At 47.9% G+C, this 14,084-nt stretch carries 7 protein-coding genes; 2 read left to right on the forward strand and 5 right to left on the reverse strand.

The genetic code is table 11. The features are described 5' to 3' along the window. The first annotated feature begins 3 nt into the window (after positions 1-3). Complete coding sequence (locus MHH57_RS23255) at positions 4-936, forward strand: 1-phosphofructokinase family hexose kinase (RefSeq protein WP_342434582.1); 933 nt, start codon at positions 4-6, stop codon at positions 934-936. Between the two features lie 257 nt (positions 937-1,193). Here the strand turns inward: MHH57_RS23255 and MHH57_RS23260 are convergent, their stop codons facing one another. The 4 genes from MHH57_RS23260 to MHH57_RS23275 form a co-directional block, all read right to left on the reverse strand. After that, the gene (locus MHH57_RS23260) at positions 1,194-1,808 is read right to left on the reverse strand and encodes a LysE/ArgO family amino acid transporter (RefSeq protein ID WP_342434583.1); all 615 of its coding nucleotides are present in this window, start codon (positions 1,806-1,808) and stop codon (positions 1,194-1,196) included. Between the two features lie 98 nt (positions 1,809-1,906). Continuing rightward, the gene (locus MHH57_RS23265; RefSeq protein ID WP_342435187.1) at positions 1,907-2,635 is read right to left on the reverse strand and encodes a molybdenum cofactor guanylyltransferase; all 729 of its coding nucleotides are present in this window, start codon (positions 2,633-2,635) and stop codon (positions 1,907-1,909) included. A 144-nt stretch (positions 2,636-2,779) separates the two neighbouring features. Further along, the gene (locus tag MHH57_RS23270; RefSeq protein WP_342434584.1) at positions 2,780-8,533 is read right to left on the reverse strand and encodes an Ig-like domain-containing protein; all 5,754 of its coding nucleotides are present in this window, start codon (positions 8,531-8,533) and stop codon (positions 2,780-2,782) included. A gap of 17 nt (positions 8,534-8,550) precedes the next feature. Continuing rightward, a complete protein-coding gene (locus MHH57_RS23275) occupies positions 8,551-10,287 on the reverse strand; it encodes a 6-hydroxymethylpterin diphosphokinase MptE-like protein (protein ID WP_342434585.1) in 1,737 nt (578 codons plus the stop codon). A 602-nt stretch (positions 10,288-10,889) separates the two neighbouring features. On the opposite strand from MHH57_RS23275, the gene MHH57_RS23280 reads away from it, so the two are divergent. Next, positions 10,890-12,098 carry an MFS transporter gene (locus MHH57_RS23280; protein WP_328801087.1) on the forward strand — a complete coding sequence of 403 codons (1,209 nt, stop codon included), beginning with the start codon at positions 10,890-10,892 and terminating at the stop codon, positions 12,096-12,098. Between the two features lie 178 nt (positions 12,099-12,276). Here MHH57_RS23280 and MHH57_RS23285 read toward each other — a convergent pair whose 3' ends face one another. Continuing rightward, entirely contained in the window at positions 12,277-13,995 is a 1,719-nt protein-coding gene (locus MHH57_RS23285) for a glutamine--tRNA ligase/YqeY domain fusion protein (RefSeq protein ID WP_342434586.1), read from the reverse strand. Between the last annotated feature and the right edge of the window lie 89 nt (positions 13,996-14,084).

The raw sequence follows: 14,084 nt of genomic DNA on the forward strand, positions 1-14,084 counted from the left end.
CTTGTGATTACCACCGTAACGCTTAACGCGGCTGTGGATAAAATCTACACGGTTGCAGGCTTCGGTTTGAATGCCGTCCACCGCATTGAAGGCGGCCTGACGGTACCGGGCGGCAAAGGCGTGAATGCCGCCCGCGTCATCCGCTCGCTAGGCGAGCCTGTACGAGCGACCGGGTTTGCTGCCGGACACACCGGACGGCTGCTCATTGACGGGTTGAGTGCAGAAGGCGTAAGCGCCGATTTCATCGAAATGGCACATGGGGAAACCCGTCTCGCCATTACCGTGCTCGACCCGTCCGCGCGCACGCAGACCGAGCTGATTGAGAGCGGACCGACCGTTGGGCCGCTTGAATTAGCCGCACTGCGGCGCAAAATCGAGACCCTTGCCGAGGATTCGGCTTGGGTCGTATTCTCCGGCAGCCTGCCACCCAGCTGCCCGCCCGATCTATACGCCGAGCTGTGCACGCTGGCAAAGGCACGTGGCGCGCGGGTGGCGCTGGACGCGAGCGGTGAGGCGCTGCGCTTGGGGCTGCGCGGAAAACCCGACCTCGTGAAGCCTAACGAGGACGAGGCCGCCCACTTCGCGGGGATCGACGCAGCGCGTCCGGATGCCGCTGAAGCGGCGGCAGCGAAGCTGCTGGACGCCGGAGCGCAGCTGGCCGTCATCTCGCTCGGCGCGAGCGGGGCGCTGGCGGTGACGCACAATGCGCGCTACCGCGTGAGCCTGCCAGACGCGGACATTGTCAGCGCGCTCGGCAGCGGTGACGCCATGGTCGCCGGCCTGGTCACCGGCGCGGCGACGGGGCTGGATCTCCCTGCCATGCTACGGCAGGGAGCGGCCTGCGGCACAGCGGCAGCTCTGCACGCCATGGCCGGGAAGATCGAGCTCCAGGACGTGAAGCGTCTGGAGCAAGGCATTACGGTGACGCTGTTGTAATTCAGCGTCACTTTTTTATTTCATCTACACATTCGCTCATTTTCATACCACAAACACAGTTGTTCCGATTCCGAATGTTCTATATTCCAACTATGCGCTTTTCCGATTTACAATCCATCCAACCCTCGGGACGCCCGAATTGCAGGCGGTATAAATGGTGCAGGCTGTCTGGCCTTTATGCTATTTTTGATCGGTGTTCCCTTTGCTTTGAGCGGGGTGTTCGCTGTATTGAAGTATTTCCTCTAACAAGGATTGGGTCACATACTGGTAATGAAATTTATCGCCATATAAATGGCCAAGCCTAAAATAATCAGTGCCGATATTTTGTTGAGCACAGTCCCAAACTTCCCTTCTGAATCCATACGTCCCACGAGACGCCCCGCCGTTGCCAGACCGATAAACCATATCCAAGATACGGACACGGCGGCTAGACCAAAGGCCCAGCGTTCCCCGCCGTCATATTGAAGGGAGCTGGTTCCAATTACGCCAACCGTGTCCAGTATGGCATGTGGATTCAATAGCGATACCGAAGCGGCAAAAATCATCTGTTGTTTCGGCCGCATCGCCTGACTTTCTCCCGAGGAAGCTGCCTTCGATCTCCATAAAGTCCAGGCCATATACAGCAGAAACAAACAGCCCGCCGCATAGAGTACGTTCGTGAGCCATAGAAATTGCTGTAAAATAAGAGATGCGCCCCCAACCGCAAGCGTGATCAGGATTGTATCACAGACACCCGCTGTAATGACAGCCGGCAGTGCATTGCGAAACCGCGACTGGGACGCCCCCTGATTAAACACAAATACATTTTGTACCCCCAAAGGCAAAATCAAACCCAGTGCCAATAAAACGGCATGGATAATAGCTTCCAGCATGTTATGTACTCCCCTCAAAATCATTACACTTCTTCTCTCTCATCTCCCGTTATTTCCTTCCGTTCTTGATGTGGTTATCGTTCTGGCTTTTCCATATTTTACGCACGCTCGATACGTTTCTGTATATGCTCCAATTGCTCCACTGTGGTCTGATAATCTTGCGGGTAGTTCATATTAAACACAGCTTGCCGCCACATCTCTAAGCTCGCACCTGGCCAATCTCCCGCTGTCTCATAACGAACGTTCAATGAATCTAGCCAGTCAATCAGACGAAGACGGTCACTACGCAGACATTGCTCGGCAGACGGCAACACACTTTGATGATATACACCTAGCAGCGGATGTATACGTCCATCCACAGAGGCGATCACTGCCTGTAATGCTGGTTCTGCTGGCTGGGGCAATGAGCCTTGTCCTGTCAAGGTTGCATGATCTCCTTGTACTTGTTGTTTTCCTTGTTCACTGCTTGTCTCTTGCGCCGCTGTCCAGTTCGTTACGCGAGTAAGCAAAGCGCACAATATCTCTGGCTGCACGAAGGGCATATCGCAGGCAACGACAATGCCCCACTCTGTTCTGGAAGCAGAAAGTCCCGCATGAATGCCGCTCAAGGGGCCTAAGCCAGGATACAGGTCTTTTGTCGTTTCCAGATCAAGCTCCCTATACTGCTGCGTATCCCGAGTCACTACAATAACCCGTTTTGCTACCTGCCCTAGCACAGCTGCTATTCTCTCCAGTACCGTAACGCCTCCCAGCTGAAGCAGCGCCTTGTCCTGTCCCATTCTGTTAGAGCGTCCGCCTGCCACGATAATTCCAGTCACCTCCACCATCACCATCGCACCTCCTTTTTGCTAGACAAATTCTATCATTAAACACGGATACATCTAATAATATCATCTATCTAAAGTATAAAAAAATGGCGATCCACCTGGATCGCCAAAAAAGAGGGTGCCTATTCGTCTAGTTCATTACTTTTAATTCGTGAACTTAATAAGTTGCAAAAATCGTTTTATTATGGAAGTAGCCTCCGCCCGGGCCGCCTGCTGTTTGGGCGCAAGCAAGTCGGGAGAGACACCCTTAATTAAGCCTTGCTCCGTAGCATGCGCCATAGCATCTTGAGCCCAAGGAGAAACAGTGGATGCATCGCTGTAAATCTCTTTATATTTCTCATTAGTAGGATCAGCATTCAGTGTTTGAGCGTAATGTGCAGCCTTTTCGGTAATAACCACGATTTCTTCACGCGTAATTAATCTTTCTGGCCCAAATGACTGATTCCCGTAACCACGGATCAAACCAGCTTCCACCGCAGCTCCAACACTACCAGCATACCAGGCATTTTCTTTCACGTCTGTAAAGGGCTCTGTTAACGGCTTCTCCTGCATACCAAGCCCGCGCACAAGCATTGCCACAAATTCAGCTCTTGTCACCGCCCGATTCGGTTCAAAAATATCAGGCTGAACACCTTGGACAATCAGCTTGTTTGCCAGCATCTCCACATCTTTTTGCGCCCAATGATTTTCTAGATCCTTAAACTTTTTATCTGCTGAGACTACTGCATAAATGCTGTTATGATTTGATTTGATGATTGCCTCCAATTTCCCATCCACATTCTGAATCAACACGGGAACAGACGACAATACACCTGTCTTAGGATCGAACCAAACGGCCGCTATATGCTTAGGATCCACTTCACGATCGAGAATCAATTTCCGTTCTACGTAATGCCCGAAAAATTCAGTGATCTCTTGATCTCCAGCCATAAGCTTAAAATCAACCGGGTTTACCACAACATTCACTAAACCCGTGTCAGCAATAGCTTGTCGCACTTGTGCACCATTTTCGCCTGACAACGCTGAAATTTCGACGATCAGGTCGTCTTCAGGATATAATGAGACCAATTTGCCAACCAATTCAGCAGAAAGAGTGAACTGGGCTACTGCCGTGTGAATGCTAATCGGCACCTTTGTATTTTCTTTCTCATATTTCTTTAAAAAGTCAGAAGGTATACTCACTTTTGCTGCTTTGCTGTATTCCGAGGCATCAACTACCAGTTCTTTCTGGTCAACATTTGTAACATTCAGGGCTTGGCTGGCGTCTCCATCATTTAAATCGATAAACTGAATAGTACCGCCCTTACCTGATGCTGTCTTAGCGTCTGTTAATTTGGCACCAGTCTTTGTCTCCGTTTGTGAAGCCGCAGACGAAGTATCCTGAGCTGACGTTTCTTTATGCTTAGAACGATGTGAGCGCTCATCTCGTACGCGGAACGCCCATTCCTCTGGCGTATGCATCCCCGCATACGGATTCATCGCTATATCCGTCAGCGCTCCCGAGGTGATTTCCACATAGTAAGGCTTCCCTTCTTCCAGACCACCCGATAGCATAAAGTGCGCCAGCTTCTCCTGGCCTGACATCTCATATGTCCTGTTTGAGTCCCCTGCTCCAGATATCCGCAGCTCGCGAACTACGGCTCCTCCCGAAGCTTCGTGCAGTCTTATATATCCGCGGTCCCATCTTACTGACTCATTGAACTCCATGTTAAAATACGCTTTCCCTAGACCCACACCACTTAAATAAAGGCCTTCCGGTGACTTCCACACTAGCTTAGGCGCCGTCTCATCCGCTGTTACGAAGTTCCAAGTACTTTGATCCTTAATTCCGTATGGACTCTGGCCTCCACGATCCACAAACATGCCTGAGCTGACTTCTACATAGTATCGGGTATTGTCCGACAATGGGTGATCCAGCTTCATTGACACGTGCTGACCGCTGATTTGTACCGTGCCTCCTGCAACCGTTCCTCCACTTACGTCGATCCGTCCAGCCTCGGTTCCATCCCACTGATGCACGATAAGATGACCTGTTCCCAGTCTCATCTCTTCACTAAAAATCATGTTCATACTCGGCGTAAGCGCCTGACCGCTTCCCTGCGGATACAGTTGTGTATAATACGGCTGCATATCTCCCGTACGGAATGTCCATTCCTGTGAGGTATGCACCCCCGCATACGGATTCATCGCCATATCCGTCAGCGCTCCCGAGGTGATTTCCACATAGTAAGGCTTCCCTTCTTCCAGACCACCCGATAGCATAAAGTGCGCCAGCTTCTCCTGGCCTGACATCTCATATGTCCTGTTTGAGTCCCCTGCTCCAGATATCCGCAGCTCGCGAACTACGGCTCCTCCCGAAGCTTCGTGTAGTCTTACATACCCGTGATTCCATCTCACCGACTCATTGAACTCCATGTTAAAGTACGCTTTCCCTAGACCCACACCACTTAAATAAAGGCCTTCCGGCGTCTTCGACACCAACTTCGGCGCCGTCTCATCCGCTGTTACGAAGTTCCAAGTACTTTGATCCTTAATTCCGTATGGACTCTGGCCTCCACGATCCACAAACATGCCTGAGCTGACTTCTACATAGTATCGGGTATTGTCCGACAATGGGTGATCCAGCTTCATTGACACGTGCTGACCGCTGATTTGTACCGTGCCTCCTGCAACCGTTCCTCCACTTACGTCGATCCGTCCAGCCTCGGTTCCATCCCACTGATGCACGATAAGATGACCTGTTCCCAGTCTCATCTCTTCACTAAAAATCATGTTCATACTCGGCGTAAGCGCCTGACCGCTTCCCTGCGGATACAGTTGTGTATAATACGGCTGCATATCTCCCGTACGGAATGTCCATTCCTGTGAGGTATGCACCCCCGCATACGGATTCATCGCCATATCCGTCAGCGCTCCCGAGGTGATTTCCACATAGTAAGGCTTCCCTTCTTCCAGACCACCCGATAGCATAAAGTGCGCCAGCTTCTCCTGGCCTGACATCTCATATGTCCTGTTTGAGTCCCCTGCTCCAGATATCCGCAGCTCGCGAACTACGGCTCCTCCCGAAGCTTCGTGTAGTCTTACATACCCGTGATTCCATCTCACCGACTCATTGAACTCCATGTTAAAGTACGCTTTCCCTAGACCCACACCACTTAAATAAAGGCCTTCCGGCGTCTTCGACACCAACTTCGGCGCCGTCTCATCCGCTGTTACGAAGTTCCAAGTACTTTGATCCTTAATTCCGTATGGACTCTGGCCTCCACGATCCACAAACATGCCTGAGCTGACTTCTACATAGTATCGGGTATTGTCCGACAATGGGTGATCCAGCTTCATTGACACGTGCTGACCGCTGATTTGTACCGTGCCTCCTGCAACCGTTCCTCCACTTACGTCGATCCGTCCAGCCTCGGTTCCATCCCACTGATGCACGATAAGATGACCTGTTCCCAGTCTCATCTCTTCACTAAAAATCATGTTCATACTCGGCGTAAGCGCCTGACCGCTTCCCTGCGGATACAGTTGTGTATAATACGGCTGCATATCTCCCGTACGGAATGTCCATTCCTGTGAGGTATGCACCCCCGCATACGGATTCATCGCCATATCCGTCAGCGCTCCCGAGGTGATTTCCACATAGTAAGGCTTCCCTTCTTCCAGACCACCCGATAGCATAAAGTGCGCCAGCTTCTCCTGGCCTGACATCTCATATGTCCTGTTTGAGTCCCCTGCTCCAGATATCCGCAGCTCGCGAACTACGGCTCCTCCCGAAGCTTCGTGTAGTCTTACATACCCGTGATTCCATCTCACCGACTCATTGAACTCCATGTTAAAGTACGCTTTCCCTAGACCCACACCACTTAAATAAAGGCCTTCCGGCGTCTTCGACACCAACTTCGGCGCCGTCTCATCCGCTGTTACGAAGTTCCAAGTACTTTGATCCTTAATTCCGTATGGACTCTGGCCTCCACGATCCACAAACATGCCTGAGCTGACTTCTACATAGTATCGGGTATTGTCCGACAATGGGTGATCCAGCTTCATTGACACGTGCTGACCGCTGATTTGTACCGTGCCTCCTGCAACCGTTCCTCCACTTACGTCGATCCGTCCAGCCTCGGTTCCATCCCACTGATGCACGATAAGATGACCTGTTCCCAGTCTCATCTCTTCACTAAAAATCATGTTCATACTCGGCGTAAGCGCCTGACCGCTTCCCTGCGGATACAGTTGTGTATAATACGGCTGCATATCTCCCGTACGGAATGTCCATTCCTGTGAGGTATGCACCCCCGCATACGGATTCATCGCCATATCCGTCAGCGCTCCCGAGGTGATTTCCACATAGTAAGGCTTCCCTTCTTCCAGACCACCCGATAGCATAAAGTGCGCCAGCTTCTCCTGGCCTGACATCTCATATGTCCTGTTTGAGTCCCCTGCTCCAGATATCCGCAGCTCGCGAACTACGGCTCCTCCCGAAGCTTCGTGTAGTCTTACATACCCGTGATTCCATCTCACCGACTCATTGAACTCCATGTTAAAGTACGCTTTCCCTAGACCCACACCACTTAAATAAAGGCCTTCCGGCGTCTTCGACACCAACTTCGGCGCCGTCTCATCCGCTGTTACGAAGTTCCAAGTACTTTGATCCTTAATTCCGTATGGACTCTGGCCTCCACGATCCACAAACATGCCTGAGCTGACTTCTACATAGTATCGGGTATTGTCCGACAATGGGTGATCCAGCTTCATTGACACGTGCTGACCGCTGATTTGTACCGTGCCTCCTGCAACCGTTCCTCCACTTACGTCGATCCGTCCAGCCTCGGTTCCATCCCACTGATGCACGATAAGATGACCTGTTCCCAGTCTCATCTCTTCACTAAAAATCATGTTCATACTCGGCGTAAGCGCCTGACCGCTTCCCTGCGGATACAGTTGTGTATAATACGGCTGCATATCTCCCGTACGGAATGTCCATTCCTGTGAGGTATGCACCCCCGCATACGGATTCATCGCCATATCCGTCAGCGCTCCCGAGGTGATTTCCACATAGTAAGGCTTCCCTTCTTCCAGACCACCCGATAGCATAAAGTGCGCCAGCTTCTCCTGGCCTGACATCTCATATGTCCTGTTTGAGTCCCCTGCTCCAGATATCCGCAGCTCGCGAACTACGGCTCCTCCCGAAGCTTCGTGCAGTCTTATATATCCGCGGTCCCATCTTACTGACTCATTGAACTCCATGTTAAAATACGCTTTCCCTGGACCCACTCCACTTAAATAAAGTCCTTCCGGCGTCTTCGATACCAGCTTTGGCGCCGTCTCATCTGCTGTCATGAAGTTCCACATGCTCTTATCCCAAACCGCGTTCGATCCCTGACCTCCACGGTCCACAAACATGCCTGAGCTGACTTCTACATAGTACCGGGTATTGTCAGACAACGGATGGTCCAGCTTCATCGACACGTCCTGACCACTGATTTGTACCGTACCCCCTGCAACCGTTCCTCCGCTCACATCTATCCTTCCAGCCTCAGTTCCATCCCACTGATGCATGATAAGATGACCTGTTCCCAGTTCTACATCTTCGCTGAATAACATGGAGAGATTTTCGGACAGTGAAACTCCACTTTCCTGCTGAGGCGATAGCCAGATAAAGTGAGGAGGCTCTTCCATCTGCGCCTGTATATAGACCGATGAAGCCACACTTAGTGGAGAAACACTCGTGGAGAATCCATCCGACATATCTGCATTTTCTATGACTTCACTGTTAGGACTCTCCGCCGCAAACGTCGCTGCCATATAAGGGTTGGCTAGGTTAAATACCTGTGTTGTCAGTACACTTGCCTTAATTATTCGGTTTACATGATTATTATTTCTTTTTTTCTTGCCCATATATGTGCTCCTTTTATTTAGGTATGAATGGAACGGTGAAATTCATGGATTTCACTCTTGATTTCCATATAATCTTGCTGGCATTTCCATATAAAATCCCCGAAGTACAGCAGAATTTGCTCCCCTCTGATCAAAGGATTCCTACTGCTCTGAATGGCGTCCATTTTACTGTATAAAAACTCGTACCGCATACGATGGCGAGGCAGAACATATATTTCAAAAAAACGATTACCTAATAATGAAGAAAATAAGTCGTCAAATTGTCTAAAGGACTCGTTCAGCATATTGGCCTGCTTCAGACTGAGCTTATGTTTGATGCCGAGCAAAGCATGATGAATCTGCTCCATAATCGCTTGAAAAACCTCTTCATCTCGATGAAGCTCTTCAATGTATGACCTCAGAAGCAAGAGATCGTATTCCGAATTACTGCTGGTTTGCAGCCATGAATCGTCAATCGGACTTTTTAACCGCGTCTGGATCATCTCTTCCAATTTATGAAAAATCGTTCCTTTAATAACAGCACCCTCACATGTTGTATTAATAAATTCAGTCTCTTTCGATATATTGATGTAAAATTCCATTTCCGTTTTCATTTTAATAAAAGAATGGTTTGTGACAACCAGTTGGCCATGAACACCATCAACACGCGGTGAACTATCACTAACTGGAATTCCTTGAGAATTGGTAATTCCCTCAGCATAATATTGTTCATCCCGATAAGCTAAATTTTGCCCCACCAACACAATAGGGTCTGCTTTCATCTGGATCAGACATTGGAGTGCAATGACCGCTACAGAAGGAGCATCGTTAATAATCGTTGGTTTATTTCCCTCAGGTGTCCGTAATACGTGCTTGGAGAGTTCATCCTGAGAGATAATGATATGCATAAGACGACCTGGATAATGATCAAGGGTGTGTTTACCGACCGTACTGCCGAAAATAAGTGGAATTGAATCAATTCGCTTGTCGATCACCTTTTGAATTACATTTACGTTATATTCGTTCGGGTCATAACTGAACGTGCCGTGCGGATAAATGTCATGCTCCACCAGCGTGTTCACTGCCGATCCTACTGTAAACAGATAAGCAAGATTGTTCTCACGAATATGTCGCAGGTGCTCAATTTCGTCGTTAAGCGAAGGACCAGCAGATATTACTAAGACTGGCTTGTCCCTAATATGCTCTGAGCCCGCGTGCAGAAAATTCGAACTATGTAAAATATAAGGGAAATTATGAATACTGTTTAACGCCCATTTTTTTTCGTACACGCTATTGATAGCCATTTTGTCCTTTTTGTTTGAGACCATTTTGTACAATATTTCATTAAACTTCTTCAGTTCTGCAGCAAATAAGGGGCGATACGGGAGCCATGGAACAACTAGGACCCCAGATACACGGTCAATCAACCTATGCAGTATATTGATTGTTTCTCCAGTCATTCCTCCTACCATAACCTCTTCGATCATCTTATCAGCCAGCCAGTCGTTTTCATTCAGATGCTGCAAAAAAATATTCATCACACCAATGTCCGGCTCGACGATGGAGAAGCTGGCATTTGGGTGTCTACGCAGAAATTCACGAATATGATACCCAAGTCCTACACCAAAAAAGATCACGTGCGTTTGAGGTTTAACTTCGTTAAAACCTGAAACAAATAATTCTGCTTCCCGCCCAGGTTGCTCTGGATCATGCAAATAATATGATTTTCCCTCACGAGTCAGTACTACGTTGGGCTTGTTGGTTTCAGAAGTCACCAACTCACCTCCTCCTCCTGCTTGAAGCAAAAGAAGCCGAGGAAATCGGTGGTACAAGGAATTGCCTCTACGATGCTGTAATGCCATTTTCCGTTCCTTTCCACCCGATATTTCATAAAACCAACTATATAGGCCAGTCGATTAAACCTATGTAGTTTCTCATGAAGCATAATATTCTGATTTTATGTAATATCTACGACAAGTATTTTTATTCAGAAAAAAATAATCCTAAATTCTCCTGATTATGGATTAAGTATCGGTTATTCTATGTATAAACTTTAGGTCTTAAGAACCTATTTATAAATAAAGATTTTGTAACTAACCAAGCATTTACTTGGACTAACCATATATAGTCTCAAATGCTGTAGTTCGTCTACATGTCGCCCCTTGGAACAACAAAAACAATAACTAGTAAAATAGCGAAATAATTTTTAAGTTTACTTAGATCAATATCAAATTAGTATCTTCTAATAATTATTACATAATTGTTAATTAATTGGTTTGTTAACCCTTTCAACACATGATACATTGGAATAAAGAACCTCCCACAGATCGGCATCGATGCGCAGTTCTCTATCGGGCTAAGAAAGGAATGGCTTGTCTTGCAAAAGAGAGAAATTCAAGAGACTCCTCTATACTCCTTAAAACTGTATAATTTTTTTCTATATGGAGCTATGGTCATTTTCTCCAGCTTCTTCCCGTTGTATCTGCAAGATATCGGCATGGACAAGCTGGAGATCGGGAGTCTGATGGCCATCGGACCTTTTGTATCCGTATTCGCGAACCCTTTTTGGGGCTATACAAGCGACCGAAGCCGTAACCTCCGACGTATTCTGCTATTTATGATTATAGGTACCTTGTTATTGCTGCAAGCTTTATTTCATGTCCATACGTATATCATGATTTATGTGTCGATGATTGGTTTTTATTTTTTTCAAAGCCCTTTATTTGCCCAAAGCAATAGCCTAATTCTCAGCTATATTGAGGGCACAGATCGGAAATTCGGCTCATTCCGTATATGGGGCTCCTTCGGCTGGGCTGTGACAGCGGCAGTTGCCGGCATCGTTATTGACCAAACGGGGATATCCAGCATATCCACCATCTTTACGGTACTTCTTCTGGCTGCATTGATCTGCACCTTGTCGATCCCACCACTAAAAAGCTCTGTGGAGACAGCAACTATTCATTTGCGTGGCTTTGGCAGCGTTTTAATGAACGGATACTTTATATCCTTTATTTTATTGGGCATCCTTGTATCCATCCCAAATTCGATCAACAGCGCCTTTATGTCCCTGTACATCACCGAGCTGGGTGGGTCCAAACAGATGCTTGGTTTTGCTGTTTTTATGTCATCGGTATTCGAAATTATTGTATTTTTGCTGTTTGATCGCTTCTTGAAGAAAAAGATGACCGTGATGGTAGGTTGTTTGGCACTCGTCAGTTTGCTGTTTGCCTTACGGTGGGAACTGATGGCTCTGGCCACAGACCCGATTCAGATCGTGTTTATTCAGGCACTTCATTGCGTCACCTTCGGTGGATACTTCTATGTAGGCACCCAGTTGACCGTCCTATTTACCCCTGCAGCATACCGATCATCCGGACAGGCCGTATATACCTTGACCTGGAGTGGTATATCCGGTATCGTAGCAGGTTTTGCGGGAGGTTGGCTATTCCAGAACTTTGGTGGAGAAATGATGTACCATGCAGGGGTCTTTTTCGCCCTACTTGGCTCTGCGGGATTCGCTATTATGTGGTATATGCTGTACAAGAACGGTTATCAGCCAGGACTGCCAGCGGGCACAAACGAATAGAAAGTGCCCCTTAACAACACTAGAGGAATGAGGTATCCCCTCTTCCCTTCTGGCTTGTTAGCAAGTATCGTCAAATGTATAAAGAGCGTGCATGCGTAAAATAAAGGAGTCTGCCAACGGCAGACTCCTTTTCAACTGGTCGCACGAAGCTACCATCTCTCCCACGCTTTCCAACAGCCTATTGCTTAGGCAATTGGAAAGAGCTCTTCAACGATACAACACGGTTAAATACAGGCTGACCCGGTTTGGAAAGCTTCGGATCGACACTGAAATAACCATGTCGGAAAAATTGGAACTTGTCCTGTGATTGAGCTTCTTTCATGTTCGGCTCGACATAGCCATGAGCAATTTCCAATGAGTTCGGATTCAATTGGTCAAGGAATGTTTTTTCTGATGCATCCTCTTCAATCTCATCCGTGTCCTCTGCGTTAATCAAAGGCTCATACAAACGGAATTCGGCAGGAACCGCTTGAGTAGCCTCTACCCAGTGAATCGTGCCTTTCACTTTACGTCCCGTAAAGCCTGATCCGCTCTTGGTTTCTACATCATAGGTACAGTGGATTTCCGTTACATTTCCGTCTGCGTCCTTAATCACATCGTTGCATTTAATGAAGTAAGCATGCTTGAGACGTACTTCATTACCAGGGAACAAACGGAAGTATTTGCTCGGCGGATTCTCCATGAAGTCCTCACGCTCGATATAAATTTCCCGGGAAAACGGAATTTGACGTGTACCGAGTTCCGGATTTTCAGTATTGTTTTCCGCCTCCAGCATTTCAACTTGTCCTTCAGGATAGTTTGTGATAACCACCTTCAACGGATCTATGACTGCCATGGTGCGGGGTGCCTTAAGCTTCAAATCCTCACGTACAAAATGCTCCAGCACCTGCAAATCGATGACTCCGTAGGCTTTGGAAATGCCTGTCTCATATACGAAGCTGCGGATGGCCTCCGGTGTATAGCCGCGACGACGTAAACCGGAAATCGTCGGCATACGCGGATCATCCCAACCATCTACGTGCTTTTCATCGACCAGAAGCTTGAGCTTACGCTTGCTGGTTACGGTTTGAGCCAGGTTCAGCCGTCCAAATTCGTATTGGTGCGGTACCTTTTCCATCTCACATTCAGCTACAACCCAATCATACAGCGGGCGCTGATCTTCGAATTCCAGCGAACAGAGCGAGTGCGTTACTCCCTCAATCGCATCTTCCAGCGGATGAGCATAGGAGTACATTGGATAGATACACCATGTGTCGCCTGTATTGTGATGTGCTGTGTGTGAAATGCGGTAAATAACCGGATCACGTAAATTAATATTTCCTGAAGCCATATCAATTTTGGCACGCAGCACCTTTTCACCATTTTGGTATTTGCCTGCACGCATCTCTTCAAACAGCTTCAGATTGTCTTCCACACTGCGATCCCGATAAGGGCTATTTTGCCCCGGTTCGGTCAGTGTGCCACGAGTTACACGGATTTGGTCCGCGCTTTGATCATCCACATAAGCTTTACCCTTTTGGATCAGCAGGATGGCACGCTTGTACATTTCTTCGAAATAATTGGAGGCAAAATGTTTTTCCTCCCATTCATAACCGAGCCACTTCACGTCCTCCTGAATGGAGTTCACGTATTCCGTGTCTTCCTTCGCCGGATTGGTGTCGTCAAAACGCAGATTGGTGCGTCCTCCGAATTCATCTCCCAACGAGAAATTGATCCAGATAGCTTTGGCATGTCCAATATGCAAATATCCGTTTGGTTCAGGCGGAAATCGTGTAACAACCTCCTTTACCTTACCCGTACGTAGATCTTCTTCAATAACATTTTTAATAAAATTGGGGGGAGTGATCGGCTTCTCCACGCTAATCAACCTTTCTTCCGTATAATCTGTGTAAAACATGTTCCCTTAAATATACCCTTTCACACCGCATAACTCAATAAAATGAAAATCCTTATGCTCTCTTCAGCAAAAAAAGTGACAAGTTATGA

Origin of the sequence: Paenibacillus sp. FSL H7-0442 (assembly GCF_038593105.1) — a bacterium.
GTDB lineage: Bacteria > Bacillota > Bacilli > Paenibacillales > Paenibacillaceae > Paenibacillus > Paenibacillus polymyxa_D.